The organism is Pseudomonas sp. KK18 (genome assembly GCF_037094675.1).
GTDB lineage: Bacteria > Pseudomonadota > Gammaproteobacteria > Pseudomonadales > Pseudomonadaceae > Aquipseudomonas.
This window is the reverse complement of sequence record NZ_CP146605.1, coordinates 176,171-200,610: the sequence shown is the minus strand read 5'-3', so window position 1 is coordinate 200,610 and position 24,440 is coordinate 176,171. Positions and strand designations below refer to the sequence as shown.

At 62.9% G+C, this 24,440-nt stretch carries 19 protein-coding genes and 1 pseudogene; 4 read left to right on the top strand and 16 right to left on the bottom strand.

Annotated elements, in window-relative coordinates:
• Nucleotides 1-22: 22 nt before the first annotated feature.
• From V6607_RS00905 to V6607_RS00850, 12 genes and pseudogenes are all read right to left on the bottom strand, one after another.
• Complete coding sequence (locus V6607_RS00905) at nucleotides 23-1,744, bottom strand: ShlB/FhaC/HecB family hemolysin secretion/activation protein (protein WP_134325524.1); 1,722 nt, start codon at nucleotides 1,742-1,744, stop codon at nucleotides 23-25.
• A 321-nt stretch (nucleotides 1,745-2,065) separates the two neighbouring features.
• Nucleotides 2,066-2,548: a poly-beta-1,6-N-acetyl-D-glucosamine biosynthesis protein PgaD gene (gene pgaD / locus V6607_RS00900; RefSeq protein WP_102605398.1), complete on the bottom strand. Its 483-nt coding sequence runs from the start codon at nucleotides 2,546-2,548 to the stop codon at nucleotides 2,066-2,068.
• Nucleotides 2,545-3,891 carry a poly-beta-1,6-N-acetyl-D-glucosamine synthase gene (gene pgaC / locus V6607_RS00895; protein ID WP_003218180.1) on the bottom strand — a complete coding sequence of 449 codons (1,347 nt, stop codon included), beginning with the start codon at nucleotides 3,889-3,891 and terminating at the stop codon, nucleotides 2,545-2,547. The genes pgaD and pgaC overlap by 4 nt, the downstream gene beginning before the upstream one ends.
• A gap of 3 nt (nucleotides 3,892-3,894) precedes the next feature.
• Complete coding sequence (pgaB, locus tag V6607_RS00890; protein ID WP_134325523.1) at nucleotides 3,895-5,892, bottom strand: poly-beta-1,6-N-acetyl-D-glucosamine N-deacetylase PgaB; 1,998 nt, start codon at nucleotides 5,890-5,892, stop codon at nucleotides 3,895-3,897.
• 12 nt (nucleotides 5,893-5,904) lie between these two features.
• Nucleotides 5,905-8,358 carry a poly-beta-1,6 N-acetyl-D-glucosamine export porin PgaA gene (gene pgaA, locus V6607_RS00885; RefSeq protein WP_134325522.1) on the bottom strand — a complete coding sequence of 818 codons (2,454 nt, stop codon included), beginning with the start codon at nucleotides 8,356-8,358 and terminating at the stop codon, nucleotides 5,905-5,907.
• 181 nt (nucleotides 8,359-8,539) lie between these two features.
• Nucleotides 8,540-10,036: a YdgA family protein gene (locus V6607_RS00880; RefSeq protein WP_134325521.1), complete on the bottom strand. Its 1,497-nt coding sequence runs from the start codon at nucleotides 10,034-10,036 to the stop codon at nucleotides 8,540-8,542.
• Nucleotides 10,037-10,302: 266 nt separating this feature from the next.
• A pseudogene (locus V6607_RS00875) lies at nucleotides 10,303-10,935 on the bottom strand (NADH:ubiquinone oxidoreductase subunit N).
• Nucleotides 10,936-11,016: 81 nt separating this feature from the next.
• Nucleotides 11,017-12,459: an efflux transporter outer membrane subunit gene (locus V6607_RS00870; RefSeq protein ID WP_008433656.1), complete on the bottom strand. Its 1,443-nt coding sequence runs from the start codon at nucleotides 12,457-12,459 to the stop codon at nucleotides 11,017-11,019.
• Nucleotides 12,456-13,346, bottom strand: coding sequence for an efflux RND transporter periplasmic adaptor subunit (locus V6607_RS00865; RefSeq protein ID WP_003218191.1), 891 nt, complete (start codon nucleotides 13,344-13,346; stop codon nucleotides 12,456-12,458). The genes V6607_RS00870 and V6607_RS00865 overlap by 4 nt, the downstream gene beginning before the upstream one ends.
• Nucleotides 13,343-13,552, bottom strand: a complete 210-nt coding sequence (locus tag V6607_RS00860) for a DUF1656 domain-containing protein (protein WP_003218193.1) — start codon at nucleotides 13,550-13,552, stop codon at nucleotides 13,343-13,345. The genes V6607_RS00865 and V6607_RS00860 overlap by 4 nt, the downstream gene beginning before the upstream one ends.
• Entirely contained in the window at nucleotides 13,549-15,627 is a 2,079-nt protein-coding gene (locus V6607_RS00855) for an FUSC family protein (RefSeq protein ID WP_134325520.1), read from the bottom strand. The genes V6607_RS00860 and V6607_RS00855 overlap by 4 nt, the downstream gene beginning before the upstream one ends.
• Entirely contained in the window at nucleotides 15,624-16,055 is a 432-nt protein-coding gene (locus V6607_RS00850; RefSeq protein WP_008433651.1) for a MarR family transcriptional regulator, read from the bottom strand. Before V6607_RS00850 ends, V6607_RS00855 begins: the two co-directional genes overlap by 4 nt.
• 260 nt (nucleotides 16,056-16,315) lie before the next feature.
• Between V6607_RS00850 and V6607_RS00845 the strand changes: the two genes are divergently transcribed.
• Nucleotides 16,316-16,594: an antitoxin of toxin-antitoxin stability system gene (locus V6607_RS00845; RefSeq protein WP_134325519.1), complete on the top strand. Its 279-nt coding sequence runs from the start codon at nucleotides 16,316-16,318 to the stop codon at nucleotides 16,592-16,594.
• Nucleotides 16,591-16,884 (top strand): type II toxin-antitoxin system RelE/ParE family toxin, encoded by a 294-nt coding sequence (locus V6607_RS00840; protein ID WP_134325518.1) that lies wholly within the window; start codon nucleotides 16,591-16,593, stop codon nucleotides 16,882-16,884. The genes V6607_RS00845 and V6607_RS00840 overlap by 4 nt, the downstream gene beginning before the upstream one ends.
• A 4-nt stretch (nucleotides 16,885-16,888) precedes the next feature.
• Here the strand turns inward: V6607_RS00840 and V6607_RS00835 are convergent, their stop codons facing one another.
• Both V6607_RS00835 and V6607_RS00830 read right to left on the bottom strand, forming a co-directional pair.
• A complete protein-coding gene (locus V6607_RS00835; protein ID WP_003218203.1) occupies nucleotides 16,889-17,134 on the bottom strand; it encodes a DUF2789 domain-containing protein in 246 nt (81 codons plus the stop codon).
• A gap of 75 nt (nucleotides 17,135-17,209) precedes the next feature.
• On the bottom strand, nucleotides 17,210-18,817 hold the full coding sequence (locus V6607_RS00830) for a glycosyltransferase family 39 protein (protein WP_166742132.1): 1,608 nt from the start codon (nucleotides 18,815-18,817) through the stop codon (nucleotides 17,210-17,212).
• A 210-nt stretch (nucleotides 18,818-19,027) separates the two neighbouring features.
• Here V6607_RS00830 and V6607_RS00825 point away from each other — a divergent pair, with 210 nt between their 5' ends.
• Together V6607_RS00825 and V6607_RS00820 are read left to right on the top strand one after the other, a co-directional pair.
• Nucleotides 19,028-21,190, top strand: a complete 2,163-nt coding sequence (locus V6607_RS00825) for an outer membrane assembly lipoprotein YfiO (RefSeq protein WP_134325516.1) — start codon at nucleotides 19,028-19,030, stop codon at nucleotides 21,188-21,190.
• A 3-nt stretch (nucleotides 21,191-21,193) separates the two neighbouring features.
• The gene (locus V6607_RS00820) at nucleotides 21,194-21,898 is read left to right on the top strand and encodes a DUF3142 domain-containing protein (RefSeq protein WP_134325515.1); all 705 of its coding nucleotides are present in this window, start codon (nucleotides 21,194-21,196) and stop codon (nucleotides 21,896-21,898) included.
• 33 nt (nucleotides 21,899-21,931) lie between these two features.
• Here the strand turns inward: V6607_RS00820 and V6607_RS00815 are convergent, their stop codons facing one another.
• Nucleotides 21,932-23,374 carry an efflux transporter outer membrane subunit gene (locus tag V6607_RS00815; protein WP_134325514.1) on the bottom strand — a complete coding sequence of 481 codons (1,443 nt, stop codon included), beginning with the start codon at nucleotides 23,372-23,374 and terminating at the stop codon, nucleotides 21,932-21,934.
• Entirely contained in the window at nucleotides 23,371-24,429 is a 1,059-nt protein-coding gene (locus tag V6607_RS00810) for an HlyD family secretion protein (protein WP_003218219.1), read from the bottom strand. Before V6607_RS00810 ends, V6607_RS00815 begins: the two co-directional genes overlap by 4 nt.
• Nucleotides 24,430-24,440: the final 11 nt, after the last annotated feature.

Below are 24,440 nucleotides of genomic sequence, written 5' to 3'. Positions count from 1 at the left end.
CTCGATGTAACGGGGCGTTGAATTACAGGAAGAAATCCATGCGGAAGTAGATCGGCGCTTCGCGCTCGCTCATCACTGCCGGGCGTTCCAGGGAATGGGCAAAGGTCACGCTGGTGCTGACGTATTTGCCACGGGCGAACAGCTCCAACGAGTTGCTCGAGACCCGGCCATGCACTTCACCGTTATAGCGGTCGTTGCTGATCACACCCTGGTCGTAGCCGACGCTGGCGCCGTATTCGGCAAAGGCCGGGCGCATCCAGTCCCAGGTCACCGGGCGCGCCCAGCGCACGTCGTTGCGCCAGTAGCCGCCGCTGTCGCCGGTGAGCTGCTGGTCTTTGAAACCGCGCACCGAGGCCGAGCCGCCGAGGCTCATGCGCTGGGGGCTGAACAGAATGTCTTCACTGCGTTGGCCGGTGGCCAGGCTGGAGAAACTGAACGACTCACCCCATAGCGTGAATGGCTGCAAGTAGCTGACGGTGGCGGTGTATTTGCGGTAGCGCGCGTTGGGCAGGCGATTGCCGTACTGATCGCGCTCGTTTTCAGCTTGGGCATCGAAGGCGCCGATACCGTTCTGCATGCCCAGGTCGAGGTTGACGAAGGCATTGCCGATGCGGCGACCGTGGTTGATGCCCAGTTGCAGTTCACTGAGGCGGTTGCTGCTGGGCTCGGTGCGCACGTCGAGGATGTAGTTGTTGGTGCGCAGGTGCGACAGGCCGACGTTCACCGAGGTCTTGCTCACGTCGTCACGATGGATCACCCGCTCGGCGCGCAGTTGGTGGTTTTCGTTGTCGCCGTTCTGCTTGAATTTAAAGTCGTTGGTTACGCCAAAGGTGCGGTAATCACTCTCGCTGTAGGTGTAGCTGAAGTTCCACCAGCCCCACGGCACGTTGTAATACAGCATGCTGTTTTTCGAGGTTTTCTGGTGGTCGCTGACGGCATCGTGGCCGCCGCGCAACACCAACTGGTCGGCCAGGCCCAGGGGGCTGTCCCACTCAAGGCCGGCGCCCCACTGCTGTTCGCCGGTACTTTTCTGCCCGTCGTTATTGCGCGACAGGCTGGCGCGCCAGGGCTTCTGCGGGACGTTCCTGACCTGCACTTCACTGCCGCCCACCTGGCTGCCGGGGGTCAGTTCCATTTGCGCCTGCTTGGACGGCAAGCGATTCAACTGGTCCACCAACTGCTCGATTTCCCGCAGGTTGAGCTGCTCGCCGACCTTGCCGGGAAAGGCCATGGCCAGCTCGCGCGGGGACAGGTTGCTGCCGTCGGCGCCCTTCAAGCCTTCGAGCTTGCCTTCCACCACCAACACCTGGAGGTGGCCGGTGGAAAGGTCCTGCTGCGGCAAGTAAGCACGGCTGGTAACCATGCCTTTGTCGATGTAGTAGTCGGTGATCGACTTGAGCACTTGGTTGAGCTGGGAGACGCCCAGGCACTGGCCGATATACGGCTTGAGCAGGCGCTCGCGGTCCGGTGCAGGCAGGCTGTCGGCACCCTTGAGTTCGATGTCTTTGATCGGGAAGCAACGGGTGTCGGCCGGGGTGGCAGGCGCTTGGGGCTTGGCTTCTTTGCCGGGCAGTTCCTTGAGGTCTTCAAGGCGCCGGCGCTGTTCTTCCAGCAGACGGTTTTGCCGGTCGCGGATCAGGTCCTGGTCGCCAGGCGTAGGCGCCGCCACCGCACTATTGAGTGCGAAGCAAGTCAGCAGGCAAACGCCCAGCAGCAGCCGAGTCCGTGGCAATAATAAAGACATGTTCGATCCGTCGAAAAAGCGGGGGCCGGCAAACTAACATCGAACTTCCAGTCGGCCAAGAATCTGACTTAGTTCGAAGTTATGTTTAATAGACCTTTAAGTTTCTGATTATTAACAATAAATAAATCATGCAACGCTTAATCGCTTGCAATTGGAATTTTTATTCCGACAAGCGGTAACAGTTTTGATACACCTTCAACCGTGGCGCTTACAGTTGCCATTACTTGGCCAGCAATACGCTATCAAGACTGGTTAGTAGCCAAAAATTGAAAAAAGTTCGCGGTTGTTTTGTGAATTGGATCCCATATTTCTGCATCCAGGCTAACCGACTTCCTTGGCCCGCTCCTGCCCCGGCACCAGCTTCAACCCTGGCTTCTCCACATGCCGCGACACGTGCGCCGTCACTTCCTGCACACCGCCCTCCTGGTCGTTATGAATCACCAGCACACCCGGGCGACGCAGTTGTTCCAGGTCGCCTTCCCCCAGGCTGAAACTGTCGCTCAAGCGCTGGTCGCTCAAGGCCTTGGCCGCCGAGCGCCGCTGGGCAAAGTGCTTGCCACGTCGCTGCTGGTAGCGTGCCCAACTGATCAGCACGACTGCGTTGAACACGGCAATCCACAGGTAGATCTGCAAGGTATCCAGCGCCGCGAAAATCGGCGCATCGATCCGCGGGCCGCCGTGGCTGTCGAGCATCGGCACCAGCCCGCGCACCAGCAGGATAATCAGCCCGGCCCAGGCCAGCAGGGTCAGGAATACGTCGATGGCCCACATCACCGGGCGCTGTTGGGTTCGGATCAGATTCATGGCTGCACATCCGTAGTGGGGGCTTTGATTCCGCGATCCGGGCTGACCCAGCGCGCGCGTTTCTGGTGTTGGCGGAACAGCACTTTGGGGAAGCTGACCAGGGTGGTGAATAGGCTCACCAACCAGAACACCAGCGGGTACCAGACGGTCCAGAACAGGGTTTTCCACAGGCCCTTTTCATAGCGCCGGTCGATCATGATGCTCACCGCGAACTGCACCAGGCACACCACCGCCAGCAGCAGGCCGGTGAAGGCCGGCGGCATCAGCGAGTCGACGGCGATGGCGGCGGGCAGCGTCACCACTTTGCCCACGGCCCAGAAAATCACCGAGAGCAAAAAGGTGAAGGCCCAACCGGTGGACAGGCAGTACTCGAACAGCAGCGGCCACAGGTAGCGATGGCGCCATTGCCAGATGCCACGAATATTTTTGAACAGCACTTCAGCGCCGCCCTGGGCCCAGCGCAGGCGTTGCTTCCACAGGCCGCCGAGGGTTTCCGGCATCAGGATCCAGCACAACGCGCGGGGCTCGTAGAAGATGCTCCAGTGGTCCAGTTGCAGCTTCCAGCTCACGTCGATGTCTTCGGTGATCATGTCGGTGCTCCAGTAGTCGACCCGGTCCAGAGCCGCCCGCCGAAACGCCACCACCACGCCGGAGACGGTGAAGATCCGCCCGAAGACCCGCTGGGTGCGCTTGATCAAGCCGATGATCGAAGAGAACTCGCCCACCTGCACCCGGCCGATCAAGGTGGAGCGCGTGCGAATGCGCGGGTTGCCGGTGACGGCACCGAGGCGCGGGTTGTCGAGCATCGGCGCCACCAGGTACGCCGCGGTGTTCGGCGAGAGCAACGCATCGCCGTCGATGCACACCAGGTATTCGCTGCGCGCCGCCACTGCGCCCATGCGCAGGGCCACGGCCTTGCCCTGGTTTTGCGCCAGGTGCAGCACCCGCAGGCGCGGTTCTTTCAGGGCCAACGCATCGAGCACGGCGGCAGTGTTGTCGCTGGAGCCATCGTTGATCGCGATCACTTCGATGTTGCGGTATTGCTGGGCCAACGCGGCGCCGATGGTCTCGGCGGCGTTGTCGCCTTCGTTGTAGCAAGGGATCAGGATCGAGATCAGCGGCTCACCGGCGAGTACCGGCGCGGGGGTGTCATCCGCCCACGGCCAGTGGCGCTCCCAGTGCAGCCAGAAGTACAGGCCGCCGGCGATCCACAAGCCGGACATGAACAGTGGATAGAAGAAGACGAAGTCCATCAGGAACTGCCCGGTGACCAGAAAGATCAGGCCCAGGGGCACACCCAATACCAGCGACAACACGATAAGCGCGAGGATTCTGTCGAACATGAGTCAAGGATTCCACTGGTTGGAAAGGGCCGGACGCACGGTTTTCAGATCCGGCGAATTCTCCAGGAAGTTGTCGGGGTAGTAGCCAAAACTGGTCACGCCCTGACGCTTGAGCACGCCCATCCACTCGGCCATTTGTGCACCGTCCAGATCGGGGGCGGCCGAGGTACGCCAGTCCTTGGCTTGCAACTCGAAGACTGTGCGTTGCAGCGCGCCGGGGCGGGCCTTGACGGTGGCCACGAGCTTTTCCAGCCAGGCGTTGGAGCCCTTGAGGTCCTGGCCTTCCATCAGCGGCATGGCCATCGGCGCAGTCCAGTCGTAGCTGGTGAGGAAGTCGTCGAGGTTCTGCGCGAACCAGGCTTCGCTGCCCGGGTTGAGCATCGGTTCGGCGAAGATATTGCGTGCAGTCTGCACCTGCGGGCCGCGCAGCTTGCGGACCTTGGCCGTCAGCTCATGGGTGAAGTCGATCAGGTAGCGGCTCTTGAAACGCGTCCAGCGCTGCATCACCGCAGGGTCGGCGCGCAGGGCTTCGATGGTGTCCGGCAGGCCATTGGCGGCGTAGGCCTTGAGCGCCAGCGGGCTGGCGTCTTCGAAGTCCGACAGCACCGCGTCGTCGTGGAACAGCACGCCGTCGATGGCACTGGTGCGCGCCAGGTCTTCGTAGATCTCACCGATGACCTGCCGCACTTTCGGATCGAACGGCGACAGGCGCTGGTACTGGTCCGGGTCGATGGCGACCTTGCCGGTTTGCGGGTCCCAACGGGTAACGCGGGGCAGCTTCGAATCGAGGGCGAAACTGAGCACCGGCATCCAGGCAAATACGTTCACGTGGGCCCGGGTGCGCAGTTGCCAGGTGACGCGGTTGAACAGGTCGGCGCGCACCGGCAAATGGCGGTTGGGGAAGTACAGCGAACGCACCAGGCCATCGCCCTTGGGGTCGGCGAAAGCCTGCAGGAACACGGTGCTGGCACCCATGTCGACCACACGCTGGATCAGTTTGTCGAGGTTGCGCACCTGCTGTTCCGGGTCCGGGTCGTAGACGTTGTCCAGGTCCACATGCAGCACCCGCAGCGGGGCTTCAGTCTGGGTCGCGACGATGGCGTTGGCGTAGTGTTCGCCGTCCGGGTCGGAGGCCACCAGGAAGCGCGGGCTGCTCATCAGGTTGCCGAGGCTGTCGAGACCGTCTTCCAGGGTCAGGGCCATCTGGTAACCCTGCTCGCCCACCACCGCCAGCGAGGTGCCATCGGCAGCGCCGTAAGGCCACACCCACACGCGCGGCGCCTTGCCGGTGACGGCGCGGATCTTGTTGGAGATCGCCGTCACGTCGGTGCGCATCCGCGCCTGGAACTGGGCTTCGGTTTCGTAGCGATGGGTCGCCGGGTCAAAGCGTCGGGTGGTGGCGGCCGGTTGCAGGTTGCCTTGTGGGTTGGCCAGCACGCCCTTGTGATTGGCGTCGGTGTGCGCGGCGATTTCCACCAGGCCGGACTGGGCGATTTCGCGCACCTGCTGCCAGGTCAGGAATTCCGAACGCGGGCGTGGTGTACCGGCGAAGTCCACCGGCTGGTTCAGCGGCGTATCCACCCACGAACCCACCGGCGCCAGCAGCGCGTGCCAGTTGTAGCTGCGCAGGATCGGCATCACACGGGTGTAGAAGCTCGCGTAGCCGTCATCGAAGCTGAGCATGATCGCCTTCGCCGGCAACTCCGGGCCGCCGTTGCGGGCCGCCAAAATCTGGTCGACGGTGACGGGCTGGTAGCCGTTTTCCCGCAGCCACGCCAACTGCTCGATCAAACGTTCAGTGCGCACGGCCACGACAGCCTGATCGGGGTCGCGGTCCTCGATGTCGTGGTAGGCGATACCGAGGAAATGGTTCTTCGGCCACGCCGCTTCGCTGGCAGGCTTGAGCCGCTCGGCGGGTGGAGTGAAAGGTGCGGGTTGCTGGGCGCAAGCGCTGCTCAGCATTAACCCCAGGGCCAACAGGCAACGGGACAAGACGGGCATGATCGGACTCTTCTAGAAGCGGTAGGTGAGGTCGACGATCAGGCGCAGGTCGCTTTCGCGCTCACCGTCATAAGGTCGGCTGATCCAGCTGAGGTTGGCGCCGGTTTCGAGCACGTCGTTCCAGCGAAACCGCTGGCCGTAGCCCACCAGTGCAACGCCGCCGGTACCGTAGTCGCGCTGGCTGTAGGTGCCCGCCCCCACCTGGAACTGCTGGCTCCACTGGGTTTCGTAGCGGTGGTAGAGCACGTGGTTGACGGTGGCCGTGGGCAGCACGCTGAAGTCCGAGCGCGGGTTGAAGTACGGCGTGTCTTCCTTGGTGTTGCGGCTGGTGCCGACTTCCAGGCCCAGGTCGACTTGCACCCCCGGCGAGCTGTACACGCCCTGGCGACCGGTGAGCAGCGCTTCGAGGCGGTTGTTGCCGTCGCTGAAGTGGGACGGGCTCAGGGCCAGTTTCCATTCGCGGCTTTCGTTGGCGCGCCAGCGGATAAACCCGCTGCCGCCGTTGGCAGTAATGTCGGCATTCAGTGCCCGCAGCGGGGTGCTCGCGGAGAGGTAATCGAGACTGCCGCCGTACTGCCATTGGTCATTGATGTCGCGGGCAATCGCGATGCGTGCGCCCTGCTTGTCGCCAAAGCCGTAGGAGTGGTTGGAGACCTCGGCTTCGAGGGTCATGTCGCGGGTGCGCCGCTCTACACCGAGGCGCTGCCAACGGTGTTGGCCGGTGCCTTCTTCGAAATCGGCGGTGGCGTAGCCGGCCCCGCCAAACACGCGCCAGTCTTCATCGATGGGCGGGCTGTAGAGCAAGGTTTCGATGCCGAAATCGCGGCTGCCGGACACCGCGCCCGCGCCGTCATCGCCGCCGCCGTTGCTTTTGCCGGTGTAGGCCTCGACGCGCAATTCGGCCATGTCGTGCACATCCCGCAGGCGGCTGAGGCGCTGTACCTGGCGGTTGCCCGGGGCGCGGTCGACCACGTCGTCGGTGAGTGCATCGAGCTGGCGCCATTCCTGCAGATCGAGGGCAGTGTGGCCTTGGGAAACCTCCAGGCCGATGTCGCGCGGGGCCTGGGCTTCGGTTTCCTTGAGGGTGTTTTCGGCGCGCCGTGGCCAGTCGCGGGCACGGTACATATCGGCCTGGGCCAGGCGCAGGCCGATATTGCCCGGGGCCTGTTGCACCAGGGCTTCCAGGCCTTTTTCGCTGGCGGGCAGGTCGGCGCCATAGGTGCCGGCCTGGGCGGCCAATTGTTGGGCGTCCATCCAGGCGTCGTTGGGGTTGCCGATGGGCAAGCCCTTGAGCTCGACCCGGGGTTTCTGGGTGCTCGCCAGGTTGTCGGCGACTTCGCGGGCTTCCACCACTTGATCGTTTTCGAGCAGGGCGTAGAACAGCGCGGTGCTGTCTTCGACGTGATCGCCGGCGTCCGCATCGCTTGCCGCCAGGGCCTGGCGATACAGCGGCGCGGCCTTTTCCGGCTGGCGCTGGTCGAGGTAGGCGGCAGCGACCCAGCGCAGGGCGTAGGTCGGCAGTTGTACGCCTTCGCCCTTCAGCACTTGGTAATCGCGGATCACCTCGGCGGTGCGCGCCCGGGCTTTCAGCGCGCCCAGACGGTCGATGCGCCAGCGCACCACGTCATCATGGGCGTTGGCATCCGGTGTCCAGGTGGTGAGCAGTTGGTCGTAATCCTTGAGGGCACGGTCGGCGATGACGTAGCGCTCTTTTTCACTGCGGGTCGCGAACTCGGCCATGCGCACGCGCTCGGCGGCCAGGTCGCCTTCGAGGCGGCGTTGGGTGACCGGGTCCAACAGGCCAGGGCGCCGGGCAGCGAGGCGCAGGGCCGGTTCCGGCAGGCGCGCACGTTGCAGGGCGACGATGTATTCGCGGGCGACTTCAGGTTTGTTGCCGGCACGCATGAACGCCTGGTCGAATTCGAACAGCGCGTCATAGGTAGAACCGGCACGGGTCAGTGCGTAACCCAGGGCCATGCGGCGGTCGGCGTCGTCGGGCTTGGCGGCCACCAGGGCGCGGGTGCGCTGCACCGCTTCAGCGGTCTGGCCGGCGTCCGCCTGGGTCAGGGCCAGGCCGAGTTGCAGGTCCGGGTTATTCGGCTCGCGCAGTAACGCCTGGCGATACACAGCAATCGCCGGTTCCCAACGCTGCTGGTTGCGATAGGTGCGGGCGACGGTGGCCAGCGCCTGGGTGGTGAGGGTGCGTGAGCGGCCCTGGGCCTCGTAGACCGTCAGCACCTCGGCGTCCTGGCGCGCCCAGCTGGCAATCAACAGGTGATCGCTGACCTGCCCCGAGGTCTGGCGCTCGGCGGGCATTTGGCGCAACAGGTTGAGGGCCGGACCATAGTTGCCACTGCGGGCCTGGTTGATCAGCGAATCATAGGCCGCATCGGCCGATGCCACGACGGGCCAGAGCAGTTGGCTGCACAGGGCCAGGCGGATAAACGGATGAATATTACGCGACATGTCGTCAGCTTCCTCACCAGGGAAAGCTGTAGCGATAAGTTCACCTGCACGACACTCCAGGCGGCCGGCATCTGATGACGCGGCCAAGCTTTCCCGGGGCGCAATATCCTTGAGGGGGGTACAAAAAAGGCCAATTCAGAACAATTGTTCAGAATTGGCCTACATCACTTTGAGCCGAATCTTATTGAGCGCCGCTGACCGCGCCGAACTTGCCCAGCACAAAACCAATGAATTGCTCGACGGTCATTTTCTGGCCGTTGAAGGTCACTTCATTGTTGGCGTAGTGCAGCTTGGACACGATATCGGTACCCACCAGGGTCGCCAGTTGAGTACCCACGGCCATGCCGCTGATCATCTCGCTGGCCATCTGGGATTGCTGCTCGATGGCTTTCGGGTCGGTCACACCACCGATCTGCGCCTGCAGGCCGGCAACGTCCTGGATCATCGGCTTGGACAGGGTCAGGTTGGCGTCCAGCAGCGCAACGATTTGCTTGCCCAGTTCAACCGGCGGCAGGTCCATGCTCGACGGCTTGGCGAAGTCCGCCACCAGGTTGAAGCGGCTCTCGCCATTGGTGGTTTTCAGCGACAGGTTTTCTACCGCCACTTGCGGCTTGGCAGCCAGCAGTTGGTCGACGTTGGCCTGGGCCAGGGTCTGCTCGGCTTCGGTCAGTTGCAGCTCAGGCACGGGCTGGCCAGCAGCGGCAGCGGCCTGGGCCGGCTGTACTTTTTCCTGGTAGAGCTTGGTCAGTACCAGCATCGACGGGATGTCGACGTTCTTCATGCTGACGGCCATGGCCGCCGAACCCACGGGCTTGCCCTGGTAACCGATCTCGTCGATCTTGTAGTCGACGCGGCCGGCCAGGTTGTTGTCCTTGGTTTCGCTGCTGTCTTTCTGCTCAAAGTTCTTGAGAGTCAGCACTGCTTGCTGCGGGCCGAAGGTGACCTTGGTGTTGGTCAGCTCGACGGTGTTTTGCCCGGTGTAGAAACCGAAGGTGGTTTTTTCCAGGTTGCTGGCGATGGTCAGGCCGCTCAGCTCCGCATCCAGCTTGGCGTTGTTGGCATCGACAACCGAGACCTTGAGGCTGTCCATGTAGCCGCTGGCCTTGACCTTCTTGCCTTCGGCGGTGGAGTCGAAGTCGAGGTTGGCGCCGGAGAAGCTCACGGCCGACTTGTCGTCCTTGAGTTCCAGGGGCAGCAGTTCAACGTTGCCGGTCACCGAGCGGTCATAGCCGATGTTGGCCACGCCCTTGAGGGGCGACACGTCCTTGCTGGCAGCGAACCATTTTTCGGTGGTGGGGTTTTTCTCGAGTTCGTAGTGACTGGTGGCCATGACCGGCAGCCACTTCAGCGACACCAGGCGCGAGAACGGCAGCGGGCCGTGTTCGACATGGTCGACGAACAGCAGTTCGGTGTCCTGATGATTTTCGCCGAACACCGCGCCCTGGGCCTTGAGGCGATAGTGGGCGGTGCTGCTGAACAGCTGGCGGTCGAGGGAGACCAGTTCGAGGGTCACAGTGCCGTCGACACCGGCCATGGAGGTCTGCAGTTCCTTGTTGGCGTCCTGGATGGCGGTTTGCAGCACCGGCTCCAGTTGCTTGCCGGTGTACCAGGCACCGCCTGCGCTGATTGCACCAATGGCGACGACGATACCCAAGAGAACGACTGCTGGCTTATTCATGTAGTGACCTGATCAAATCCTGTGAAGTGGGCTGTCTTCCCTGAACCCCGAAGGGTGTCGGCTCAAGCCCGCCGAAATCCGGGGAAGATTAGCATTGGCTGGCGTATGCAGCCCAATTTTTCAATAGGCGCAGACTTCAGCGCTGAACGGTAAAGTGCCTTCGCGAGCAAGCCCGCTCCCACATTCGACTGCATTCCAAAGATGGAACTCGATCGAATGTGGGAGCGGGCTTGCTCGCGAAGGCGTCAGTACAGACACCACAGATTTCAGGAATACTCGGTTTCGATCTCATCAAGTTGATGGTCGAAGCTTTTCAGGCGCGCCGTCCACGTATACACCAGCACCTCAAACTCACGGTGAATCACCGCATTGCCCGGCGTATCCGACTTGGGATCATAAAAATCCAGCTGGTAACGCTCTCGCGCCATCGCAGTGGCCACGTCGGATAATTCCCGGGCGTTATTCAGCCAATGCCGTCCGTCGGCGACTTGCCGATCAAGCATCACGCATTATTTTTTCAGGGCTTCGAGGCTTTTTTCCAGCGGTGTGCCGGTCAGTTCGCCCATGACTTCCTGGAAGGTGCGCCCCGGTTGCCAGTAGCTGCCCCAGAAGTAGCGGTCGAACACTGTCTCGACCCGACGCAGGGCAACCTTGGTGTCCCAGATCGCCACGCGGGTCTTGCCTTGTTCGAGCAGTCTTCGCTTGATTCGCTGGCCCTGGTAGGAGGCCCAGGCCACCACGCCGATGGACAGCACCGCGATCAGCGCGCTGGCGCTGTCGAGGAACACCATGGCCTTGTCGATTTGATGGGCCAGCATGATGCCGTAGAAGTAAGTCGCCGATAGCAACACCAGTGCGAAGAACACGCACCAGAAAGCGGGAGCATAAGGGTTTTTCATTATTGGAATCCCCATGAGCAAACGCGAGCAGTGACCAGCGGACCATCACGTAAGTCCGCCTGTCAAAGCATAGCAATCAGCTCAGGGTTTGCTGGCTTGTGTGGCTTGCGTTCGTCCACTTTCCCAGCCGCCGCCCAGGGCCAGGAACAAATCGATCTGGCTCATGGCAACCTGGGTGTTCGCCGCGGCCAGTTGCGCCCGCACGTCGGTGTAGGTGCGGGTGGCTTGCAGGTCGGCCAGGAACGACGCGCGGCCGGCCTGGAAGAACCGGTGCGTCTGCTCCGCCGCCTCTTTGGCCGACGCGCCGGCATCCGCCAGGGCATCGCGGCGTTGCAGTTGCGCGGTGTATTGCGCCAGGCCGGTCTGGGTTTCACGGATAGCGTTGAGCACCACCCCGTCGAAGTGCGCCAGGGCGCCCTGGGTCGCGGCTTCGGCTTCGTGGATGCGGGCGCGGGCGCCGTTGGTCGGCAGCGTCCAGCTGATCAGCGGGCCAAAGCCCCAACGGTTGGTGGCCGGGGTGCCGAGGTCATCCAGGATGCCGACGGTGCCCACGGTGGCGCCGATGCTGATGTCCGGGTACAGCGCGCCGGTGGCCACACCGATGCGCGCGGTGGCCGCCGCCAGTTGGCGTTCGGCCTGGCGCACGTCAGGGCGACGCTTGAGCAGCGTGGCGCCATCGCCCACCGGCAACAACTGCGCGATGTGCGGCAGCTCGGCGCATTGGGCAGTGCCGGCCGGCAGTTGATCCAGCGGCCTGGCCAGCAACATCGACAGGCGGAACAGCCCGGCCTGGCGCAGTGCTTCATAGCGCGGCATTTCGGCGCGCAAGGATTTGTATTGGGTTTGCGAACGGGTGACCTGGGTTTCATCACCGCGCCCGGCATCCCGCAGGCGCTGGGTCAGGTGCGTGCTCTGGGCTTGCAGGTCGAGGGACTCGTTGGCGATCGCCAGCTCTTCGTTGGCCGCGCACACCTGGGTGTAGGAGCGCACCACGTCCGCCACCAGGGTGATACGGGCGATATCGGACGCCGCCTGGGCCGCATCGGCAGTGGCCTGGGAGCTTTCAATGCCGCGCTGCAAGGTGCCGAACAAATCGAATTGATAGGAGGTGCTGATACTGGCGCTGCCGATATTCGCCACCGGGACTTTTTCCGTCAGCAAATAGGCCTCACCCGATTCTTGCAGGCGCTGGGCTTCGGCCTTGGCCCCGGCACTCCAGCCGCCGGCCGATTCGGCTTGCTGCACCTGATAGCGCGAGCGCTGCAAGTTGGCCGCAGCCACCCGCAGGTCGGTGTTGGAGGCCATGGCCTGCTCCACCAGCTTATCCAGGCGCGGGTCCTGGTAGAGCTTCCACCAGTCCGCCGGTACCGGCGCCGACACCACATTGCTGCCCTCCCCGGCCAACTGGCCCTGAAGGTCACCGCGGTTCACGGCCGCCTTGTCCGGCAGCTTGTAATCGGGCCCCACCACTTGGCAGGCCGACAGCAACAACCCCAGCCCGGCGGTTGCTAAAAGCCGTTTCATGGCTTGTTCTCCGACTTGGGTTGGTCGTCGATGATCGACACGGTGGCGGTGCGCCCGGCAATCATGCGGAAGTCCGCCGGCACATCGTCAAAGGCGATGCGCACCGGAATCCGCTGGGCCAGGCGCACCCAGCTGAACGCCGGGTTGACGTTGGGCAGCAGGTTGGAGCCGCTGGTGCGGTCACGGTCTTCGATACCGGCGACGATGCTCTGCACATGCCCGCGCAGGCGAGCGTTGTCGCCGATCACGCGGATGTCGACGCTCTGGCCGACGTGAATGCCGTCGAGCTTGGTCTCTTCAAAATAGCCGTCGATGTGGAAGGAGTTGCTGTCCACTACCGACAACACCGGGCGTCCGGCGGTCACGAACTCCTGGTTACGCGGCGCACGGTCGTTGATGTAGCCGTCCACCGGGCTGCGGATCACCGAGCGGTCCAGGTTGAGTTGCGCGGCATCCACCGCCACTTGCGACTCGGCCAGGGCCGATTGGGCACGGGCGACGCGGGACTGGCTTTCTTCCAGTTGCTCGCTGGCCACCAGGTTGCCGAGGCCACGGTTACGCTTGTTCTCGCGCACGGCCTGGGCCAGGGTTTCCTGACGGTCGGCCACGGCGGCCTGGGCCTGGCGCAGGGCCAGCTTGAAACGGTCCTGGTCGACGGAGAACAGCACCTGGCCGCGCACCACCAACTGGTTGTCGCGCACGTCCACTTGCTGGATCAGCCCGGACACGTCCGGGGCGATCTGCACGATGTCGGCACGGATGTGGCCGTCACGGGTCCACGGCGCGAACATGTAGTACATCACCATGCGCCACACCACGACGCAGGCGAAGGTCACCACCAGTAACGTCAGGACTACACGGCCAATGGTCAAAAAAGGTTTTTTCATGTCATGAGGTATCGACTGAGTGAATCCACTGCGCCCAGCAACAGAGCGTAGAGACCCACATTGAACAATGCCCGGTGCCAGACCAGGCGATAGAAGTGGACGCGGGTCAACAGCCCGTGCACCACCAGGTACAACACATACGTAATGCCCATCAGCACCAGCAACGTGGGCAGGAACACCCCGCTGATATCCAGATCACCGATCATAAAGGCGCTCCATCGGGTAACGGCGCTTCCATCTCTGTGCCGCCAAGAAATTCCACGCCGGGCAACAGCGCCAGGCGCAAGCCGCTGAGGGCGTGCAACAAATGCAGGCGGGTTTCGTCCTCGCCTTGCAGTCCCTGGCCGTTGAGGGCGCGGCGGGTACGGTCGAGGGTCATCAGCAGACCGCTGGGGGCCGGCAGACGTTCACCGGCCTTGAGGCAGGCCTTGAAGTAACCGCCGACGCCTTCCACCACCTGGTTCAACAACACACGCGGCACCCCGAGGATGCGCGGCGAGTACGCCAGCAGGTCCAGCAGGTTCAGCGCCACCCGCACTTCCCGCAGGGCGATGCCGGTGTCCTGGCCGGTCATGGCCAGGCGCGGCAGGTGTTGCATCAGGCGGTCGAGCATTTGCACGCCCATCTTGCGGTGTTCGGCCAGGGTCGCAGGCTCGGTCAGGGTGACGATGTCGCGCCAGCTGAAACGGGTCAGGCGCTTGGCCGCAAGCTCAGCGCCGAACGGCCGGGCAATCAGGGTCCAGACAAAGGCGAACAACAGGCCCACCGGGCCCGCCAGGTTGGAGTTGGCAAAGGCCAGGAAGTCCGCGTCGTAGGCACCCTGGATGCTGATGAACGACGAGGTGTTGACCAGCGTCAGCAGCATGCCGAGGTAGAAGCGCGGCTGTACCGTCAGCGTGCCGATGCAGATAAAGGGCACCGAAAACGCCAGCACCAGCATCGGGAAATCGTGCAGGTTGGGCAGCACCAGAAACAGGTAGAGGCTGGCGAACAGCACCGACATCGCGGTCCAGAAAAAGAACCGGTAGATCTGCGGCGCCGGGTCGTCCATGGAGGCGAAGAAGCTGCAGGCCACCGCCGCGAGGATCACCGCGCTGCCACCGTCGGTCCAGCCCAGGAGGATCCACAACACCGAGGCGACGATGATCGCGGTGACGGTGGAAAACGCCGAGTAGAACATCAGGCCCCGGTCGAGGAATGGCGTCAGCCGGCCCAGGCGCCAATGGCGGTAAACTGCGCGCCAGCTGTCCTGGCTTTCGCACTGGATGGCGGCTTGCAGGCTGCGGCAGTCCTGCCACAGATCCACCCACTCGCCCAGGCGATACAGGGCGTTGGAGAACAGCAACTGATGGCGGTCATCCAGGGCGTCGGCATCGGGTTGCAGGGCTTCGATCTGGTCACGCAGGACACGCCAGCGTTCGAGGGGCGCATCCTTTTGCGTGCTGGCCAGCCACTCGTTGGCGGCGGTCAGCAGCGGCGTGAAGCGCTCGAGCAATTCCGGCGCGCGGTGTTCCAGCGCGTACACGGCGTCGTCCAGTGCGTCGATCACCGGCAGCAGGTGGATCATCCGCCCGCGCAGCTCCTTTGTATTGCGCACCGTTTGCGGCCGGGAGCCCTCGTGGGGCAGTTGGCCGATCATCAATTCCAGGGTGTTGAAGGTAGCGACCATGCCGCCGCGCAGGGTGCTGATTTCCTCGGGTTGCACGTTGCGGCTGAGGAAGCGCTGGCTGTAGACCTGGGCGTCGGCAAACCACTTGCTCACCGAGTCATCGAACACCGGCGCCAGGCGTCGCGGCCAGAACATCGCCCCCACCACCGCCGCCACGGCGATGCCGAGGAAGATCTCTTCGGTCCGCGCTTCGGCCACATCCCACACCGCCAGCGGGTTATCCACCACCGGCAGGGCAATCAGCGGCAAGGTGTAGCCGGCCAGCATCAGCGCATAGCTGTTGGCGGTGCGCAGGTGCAGGGACAGGAACAGCAGAATCCCGGTCCACAGCGCGATCACCACCACCAACACGTAAGGCGTCTGCACAAACATCGGCACAAAAAACACCGCAGCGGCCGCGCCCATGAAGGTACCGACCGCCCGGTACAGCGCCTTGGAGCTGGTAGGGCCGACAAACGGGCTGGACACGATATACACCGTGGCCATCGCCCAATATGGACGCGGCATTTGCATCAGCATGGCGATGTACAACGCGATCATTGAAGCGGCGAATGTCCTTACGCCATAGAACCAATCCCTGGCCGGCGGCATGCCGGTAAAAAATCCGTTCAAGAACTCACAACCATGGGATGTTGATTGGCACCTTCGAAGGCCCGCAGTACACGCAAAGCAGCTTCCAGGTCATCGGGGTCGATTGTCGCCAGCACCTCGCGGCGCAGGCGCACCAGTTGCTGTTCCACTGCCTGCACCAGCTCGCGGCCACGCGCGGTGAGGCTCAAGGCCTTGGCGCGGCGGTCGTGGATGTCTTCGGTGCGGCACACATAGCCGGAACTGCACAGCTGATCCAACAGGCGCACCAGGGACGGGCTTTCCATCCCGGCGGCCTGGGCTACCTTCACCTGGTGCACACCGTCGCCGAGGCGGCCGATCATCAGCAGCGGCACGGCGCAGGCTTCGGAGATGCCATAGCTGACGAGCGTGGTCTGGCAGATTTTGCGCCAGGTCCTGGCACCTACCACCATGCTGCTGCTGATGTTCATCTGGAGTTGTTCGAGGGTCTGGGACACTGGATTATTCGCATACAGTTAGTTTGCTAACTATCAATATGGTCGATGGATCCAATGCAGTCAAGTTTTGATACAAATTTGCGGATGGGAGGATGGCCCGTGGGCTAAGTAAAGCTGGTTTGGGGAAAGGTGTTTCGCCGTCAGCAACCGTCAGTCGCCTCACTCAGCTCACATGCGTCGTCAGGTATGCACGTTGTATATACTTCGTACATACCAATCTAGAGCATTCACTAATGTCAAAACTAGCCGTTTTCACCTTGAAGCTTGAGTCGGAACTACGCGACCAATTCATGGCCGAGTGCGAGGCTACCCACCGTCCTGCATCGCAAATCGTGCGAGATATGATGCGTCAGTTTGTCCAGGCCCAGCAGGAATCACGGGAGTACGACGCGTTCTTGCAGCGTAAAATAGACGCCTCTCGCGCCTCGATACAGGCAGGCAGAGAGATTTCCAATGAGGATTTGGAAGCTGAGTTTTCTGCGAAACGCGCTCACGTAGATAATCAGGAATGAGGGTTGCCTGGACGCCGGAAGCGGCGCAGGACCGTAGGGATATCTGGGACTTTTTATTTGAGAAAAACCCACAAGCCGCAGCCGATATGGATCGACGCTTCAGTAGTGCAGTGCTGGGGTTGGCAAAACACCCAGAAATCGGCCCACTCGGCAGGATCACAGGCACACGCGAAGTCATTCCTCATCCAAGCTACCGCCTTGCTTACCAACTTGAGCCCGACGTAGTAGGGATCGTGGCGCTTGCGCACACCGCTCGCCAATGGCCACCAGAGAAAGCAACCGCCTCTTGACGGCCTAGACTCCTCGCCCCTCTCTCAACCGCAAATTCAACTCATCCACTACCTCCGCCCAATCCGCGTCCTCCAGAATCTCTTCACGCAAAAACGCCCGCTGGGCCGGCGTCCAGAAAAACGCTTCCGCCAGATGCAATTCGGGCTTGAGTGGGGAGTGGACCGCGATGAACCGCTCGATGCTGACCGGGTCATCGGGCAAACCGAGCTGTTTGAACAACGATGGCAAGTTGTGGACTGGGGATTCCATGAGGCGTTCCTGGAGAGAGGGTTCACCTGAGTCTAGCGCCCCAGGCGAACATAAACCTCTCAGGTGTTGCGCGGATTAATCGCAGCCCTCACGGTGCACGCCCGCTGGCGCGTTACACAGCACGAACAGCCGGGCCCGCGCGCCGCCGCCGTCCTGCTGGCTGAGCTGACGCCATCCGGCCGGCAACGGGGCAAACTCATCCGGCGGCTCCGCGGCGCTGATCAGCCATACACGCTGGATCTCGGCGGGTAACGCCGACAAGCGATCAAGGTAGATGCGCCCGCCATCCTGGTCCACCAGGGTGCCAAAACCATAGGCATTAGGCCGGGTGGACTTGCCGGCGGCGGTCGGCGGTGTGAAAAGCTGCAACTGGGCGTCGGTCTCGTCGTAATAGACGTAGGGCAGGAACCACAGCATGTCGCTGATGACGATGCGATCATCTTCCTGGTAGTTGCGATTGACGAACTCCACCACCACGTTGAACTGATCATGCTCATCGACGGTGGAGTTGGTTTTCACGCCCACCAGCTCGACCCCGACAAACAACACGAAGACTGCCGCCGCTGCGAGCGGCAGGCGCGGCGACAGACGGTCGACGGCCAACGCCACGATGATCGGCAAACTCATCGCGTAGGCGGTGAGATAACGCTCGATAAACACCGGGGAAATAAACGAAACCCCATAGACCAGCAGCACCGGCAGCATGAAAAAAAGCCCCAGCAGCCAACCGAAGCGGTAGCGGCTTTGATCGCGCCAGGCAGTCACACCGACCAGCGCCATCAGCAATAACGGAAACACCACAAAGGACGGTCGCCACAAGTGGTCGCCCGGGTCCTGAATGAGGAACTGCCACACCATCGACGGCACGGAATACAGGTTGACCGGGTCTTCCCAGCCAATATCACCGCCCACCTTGAGTTCTTCGGTGTGCTGCACCAGGCCCAGCAGATTCGGGAGCCAGGGCAAGTACAGCAACACAATGGCAATGTTGGCCAACCACCAGCCCGCGCGCGTGACCAGGCGCAAGCCGCCGGCCCGTGGCTGGCGCAGCAACAGCAGCCATGACCAATGCACCAGTACGCACAACGCGGTGAAATAGTGGGTGTAGAAGGCTGCCGTCATCAACAGCGCATAGGCCACCAGATAGCGCTTGCGCTCAGGCTGGCGGACCCAATACACCAAGGCCAGGGTGGCGGCCAGCAGCCATACGCCCAGCAGCGAATACATCCGCACTTCCTGGCTGTAGCGCACTGCCGTGGGCAGCAACGCCAACAGAATCCCGGCCAGCACCGCCGCGCGACGGGTCGCGATCAGCCTTGTCAGCCAGATTCCCAGGCCGACTGCGACCACACCGGGGATCGCACTCATGCTGCGCAGGGAGAAAATGCTGTCGCCGAACACCTCGATCCAGCCGCGCAGCATGAAGAAATACAGCGGCGGATGAACGTCATGTGCGGCGTGAAACCACAGGTCTTCCAGGGAATACTCAGCGAGCAGCAGGCTTGAACCTTCATCGCCCCAGATGGCGGAGGCGGTCAGGCCATAGAAACGCACGGCCATGGCCAACGCCACCAGCGGTACCCACCACAACCGAGCCAGCCAGCCGGCATTCTCCCAAAGGCCAGGATTGAGCACGGGCAATGCCCCGGCCTTGTTGTCTTGTTCCGCCACAGAGCGTCGCACCTCTACTTCCTCACCCACTACTGAACCTGCGCTTGCGCGAACACCCGCCACTCTAGGTCAAAAGGCCTTGATTCGCCCGCTGTTTTGCATGGATTTGACCAACCATCCGCCAATCGGACAAATCTGAATTTTGCGCAGGACGTCTCCGACGCTTTCATCGGATCACGCTATGATTGCTGCCTTCCATGGATTCAGGATCAAGGACATTTCATGCGCATCGGTCTTCTGTCACCCCTGGCACTGGCATTGCTCGCCACCCTTCCCCTCCAGGCCCACGCCAGCGGCGATGACTCTTGCTACCCGGATTGGCGGGTGTCGCGCAACAGCCTGGACGTGTGCAGCAACCTGCCCTTCCTGAGCCCCGGCAATGACAGCCGGGTCAACCTGCGGCTGTTGCTGGCGGACAAAAACGTCATGCCGCTGGCGCCGAATGCCTTGGGCGAGCAGGACGTGTCCGAAGGATTTGGCCCGGTGCCCTTTCCGGTGTATCGGCTTATGCCGGCTGCGGATGAGCCCGACAACAAACCCGACGACTCGCGCACCGCCGAACTGGATGCACTGCTCAGCCCGCTGGGCATCAAGCGCGACGACGCCAAGACCGCCGGTGAAGCCTTCCTTTCCGGCGAAGGCAGCCGCTGCCGCAGCAACGCCGATGACAGTGCCGCCGCGTTTATCAGCCAGGTGGTGAAGGCCGATGTACCGCAGGCCGAGCGCCAGTTACTGGCCAAGCTGCGGCTGCAGATGCTCGGCAGTTGTTCCTCGGACGGCGTAGCGGCAGGCGAGGCCGACCAAATCAAATCGGCAGACGGCCAGGCATTGCTCACCTACCTGAAAGCCGCCGGGGACTTTTACAGCGGACGCTTCAGCGATGCGCAAAAAGGTTTTGCCGGGCTGACGAGCAGCTCGCTGCCCTGGCTGAAGGAAACAGCGCTGTACATGACCGCCCGCACCGCGCTGAACGACGCCCAGCAAAATGCCTTCGATGAATACGGCACACCGTCGCTTGAGCATGTGGATAAGTCTGCCCTGCAACGGGCCGAAAGCGCTTTCAACGACTACCTGAAAACTTATCCACAGGGCGAATACGCCGCCTCCGCCCGTGGCCTGTTGCGCCGGGTGCACTGGCTGGCGCCCAACCCCGACAAACTGGCGGACGACTTTGCCTGGCAACTGACCCAGGCCACCGATGCCCAGCGCAACGTGTCGCTGGATGAACTGGTGCAGGAAGCCGACACCAAGCTGCTGACCAGCACCACGGCACCTGTGGGCAACCCGCTGATCCTGGCCCTCAACGACCTGATGTGGATGCGTGCCGGTGAGCCGCCGAAGCTCACGCGTGAAGCGCTCGATGCACAAAAAGCGGTGTTCGCGCAGGAGCCCGCGCTGTATGCCTACGTGCAGGCGGCGTTTGCCCTGAACGTCGAGCATCAGCCCGACCGTACCTTGAAGCTGCTGCCGCAAGACGTGCCGTCGAATCTCGACTACTTCGCTTTCAGCCAACAGACCCTGCGTGGCCTCGCGCTGGAAGCCAAGGAAGACTGGAAAGCCGCCGAAGCGCTGTGGCTGCAACTGCTGCCGCTGACCAAGCAACCGTTGCAACGTGACCAGCTGGAGCTGGCATTGGCGATGAACTACGAACGCAGCGGCCAGCTGGCCAAGGTATTCGCCGCCGATTCGCCGATCAGTGCCAAGCAGGTGCGCTATATCCTGCTGCGCAACGTCGCCGGTCCCGACCTGCTGCGCCAACAGCTTGCCCATGCCGAAGACCCGGTAGAGCGCCAGACTGCGCAATTCACGCTGCTCTATAAAGACCTGCTGCGCGGCCAGTTCGAGACCTTTGCCGAGGACCTCAAGCAACTGCCCGCCTCGGTTCCCGATGAAAAGCTCGGCACCAGCCTGGGCTACGTCTACAGCGGCGGCCAGTCGTTGAGACTGTTCCAGTGGAACGGTGACAAGGCCGAGTCCGGCTACACCTGCCCGAGCATCGCGCAAATCGCCAGCACCTTGCAGGCCGATCCGAAAAACCCGCAGGGCCTGAACTGCCTGGGGGAATTCGTCCTGCGTAACGGCCTGGACGGCATGCCCCTGGAACAAGCGCGCTCCGCCGGCAGCCTGGGCAGCACTGCCTCGCCCTTCAAGGGTGAAACCTTCTCGCGACTGGAGGGCTACAAGCGGGTGATCGGCAATCCCAAGGCACCGCGAAACGACAAGGCCTACGCGCTGTTTCGTGCCATCAACTGCTACGGACCTTCGGGCTACAACAGTTGCGGTGGCGAGGACGTCGACAAGAACGTGCGCAAAGGCTGGTTCCGCCAGTTGAAAACCGGGTTCGCCGACACCCAGTGGGGCAAGTCGCTGCAGTACTACTGGTAAGCCGTGAAGCGTTTCTGGCTGGCCCTGCTCCTGCTGGCAAGCCCGGCCTTCGGCGCGGTGGACGCCCGCGACCATGACGCGTTCTGGCTGTGGAGCGGCGTCGCGCCGCAGCCGGTGCTCAAGCAGGCGAAAACCCTGTACATCCTCCAGGGCCAGATCAACTCGACCCGCCGCGCGCCCCGGCGTGGCGTGCAATTCATCGCCCAGGGCATGAGTGTGCCGCGCATCACCCAGGGTGAAATCTGGGTGGTGTACCGCGCCCACACCCTGCACTGGCCCGAGTCGGTGTACAGCCAGATGCTCGGCCAGGTGCAACGCTGGCGGGATGCGGGCAACCCGGTGGTGGGCATCCAGATCGACTTCGATGCGCGCACGCAATACCTCGACGAATACGCGGACTTCCTGCGTGACCTGCGCCAACGCTTGCCCAAGGACCTACGCCTGAGCATCACCGGGCTGATGGACTGGAGCAGCAATGCCGACCCGGCCGCCATCGCACAACTCAAGGGCGTGATTGATGAAGTGGTGGTGCAGACCTACCAGGGCCGCCACAGCATCCCGGACTACGCGGCGTATCTGCCACGCATGAACCGGTTGGGGGTGCCGTTCAAGATTGGGTTGATTCAGGGTGGAGAGTGGGAGGAGCCGGGGTATTTGAAGGGCAGTGAGTGGTTTCGAGGGTATGTGGTGTTTTTGCAGAATCCTTGAATGCCCACAGTCCCTGGACTGTGGGCACTGGTATTAACGCCCTGCCGTCTGTTCCGGATACACCGACTCCCAGCCCCCACCCAATGCCTTGTACAACCCGACCATGGCGAGGGACACGCCGGTGGAGCTTTCCACCCACTGCTCCTGGGTCGCCAGCAACGCACTTTGCACGGTCAGTACGTTGACGAAATCCACCACGCCTTCGACGTATTGATGCTGCGCAGTAGCGAGGGCGATCTGGTTCTGCCGCACGGCTTCGGCAAGGCTGTCGCGCCGCAGTTGGCTGGCGTTGTAGCGGGTCAGTTGATCATCGATTTCATGCCAGGCCCGCAGCACGGTCTGCTGGTAGGCCAGGGCTGCCTCCTGTTGCTGGGCTTCGCGCAGATCGAGCATGCCTTGCAACCGGCCACCGTTGAAAATCGGCAAGCTCAGTTGTGGGCCAAAGGCGAATGCACGCGAACTCCACGAGCCGAAATCCGCCAGCTGCAACGCCTGGGAGCCCACGCTGCCAGACAGGGTGATGCGCGGGTAGAAGTCGCCCTTGGCCACACCAATGGAGGCGGTGGCCGCATGCAAGCGAGCTTCGGCCTGGCGGATATCCGGGCGGCGCTCGGCCAGTTGCGACGGCAGGCCGATGGCGACCTGGCGTTGGGTTTGCGGCACCGCAGCGTCCTTGGACAATTCGGCGTACAAGGCTTGTGGCGGCTCGCCCATCAGCAGGCTCAGGGCGTTGATCAACTGGTCCTGGCGTTGCTGCAAATCCGGCAGGCGCGCCTCGATGGCGGCCACTTGAGCAGCGGCTTCGGCTACGTCCAGGTCAGTGGCGACACCGTCGGCCAGGCGCAGTTGCGAGAGCTTCAGGCTGTGGCGCGCCACCTCGAGGTTTTGCTCGGTGACGGCGCGGGTGTTTTGCACGCCGCGCAGCTGGATGTAGTCCTGGGCGGTTTCCGCCAGCACCGACAACAGCACCGCGCGGCGGTCGTTTTCGGCGACTTGCAGGGTGGCGTCGGCGGCTTCGGTTTCGCGTTTTACCCGGCCCCAGAAGTCCAGTTCCCAGGCGGCGGAGAAACCCATGTCCCACTGGTTGAACGCCGAGCGGCCGTTCTTGCCCGAGGCATCGCTCAAGCCATCGGCGCTGTTGCGCTGACGCAGGTAATCGCCGGTGGCGTTGACGGTCGGGTAGCGCTCGGCGGTGATCACCTGGCGCGCGGCGCGGCTTTGTTGCAGGCGGCTGCTGGCGAGTTTCAGGTCAAGGTTATCGGTCAGCGCGCGACGGGTGAGCGCGGTGAGCTGCGCGTCGTGGAACACTTCCCACCAGCGCTCTTCCAGCGGGTCGTTGACCGCGTGGCTGGCGGCTTGCCGGCCATGGGGCTCGGTCCATTGGCCGACGGGATTCTGCGGGCGCTGGAAGTCCGGGCCGACGGTGCAGGCACTCAGGGTGAGCAGGCTCAAGGTTAACCAGGCAAGGCGTCTCATTGCTGCGCCACCTCACGTTGCTGGGCGGCGGCGTGGGTGTCGACGCTGGCTTCCACCGACATGCCGACCCGCAGGCGCTCGGTCAACGCCTGGCCGGGCTCCAGGATGATTTTTACCGGAATACGCTGCACCACCTTGGTGAAGTTGCCGGTGGCGTTATCGGGCTTGACCGAGGCAAATGTCACGCCGGTAGCTGGCGCCAGGCTTTCGAGGTGGCCCTTGAGCACTTCGCCGTCGAGGCTGTCGACCTTCACGTCCACCGTTTGGCCAGCGTGCATGTGGGACAACTGGGTCTCCTGGAAATTGGCCACCACGTAGGCCTCGGCCAGCGGTACCACGGCGAGGATCTTGCTGCCCGGCGTCACATAGGCGCCGACCCGCACCGCGCGCTCGCCGACCATGCCGTCCACCGGCGCGACGATGCGGGTGTACGACAGCTGATAGCTGGCCATTTCCAGTGCGGCCTGGGCACGTTTCAGGCCGCCCTCTGCCGCATCACGCTGGGCGCTGAGGATTTCCACCTGCTTGCGTTCAGCGGCCAGCACCGCCGTGGCATTCGCCAGGCGCGCGGTGGCCTGGTCAATACGCGTCTTGGCTTGCTGGGCGTTCTGTACGGTGCCGGCGCCTACACCCGCGAGGTGGTTGTAGCGGTTCAGTTCGTGTTCGGCAAACGCCACTTCGGCGCGATCTGCCGCCACAGTCGCCTGGGCCTGGGCGATCACCGAGCTTTGGCGCTCCAGGGTTGCCGTGGCATTTTTCAGCTGCGCCTGGGCCACCAGCGTATCGGCATCGGCCGCCTGGGCAGCGGCGCGGAAGTCACGGTCATCAATCAGCGCCAGCAACTGCCCGGCCTTGACCCGCTGGTTGTCTTCCACCAGCACTTCCTTGATGAAGCCGGCCACACGCGGCGCCACCAGGGTGTAGTCAGCGGCGACGAAGGCGTCGTTGGTGCTCTGGCGTTTGCTGCCGAACACACCCGGCGCCAGCAGGTAAACCAGCACACCGACGGCAAACACGGTGATGACGGTTACAGCGATTTTGTCTTTGCGTTTCATAACAATCCCTT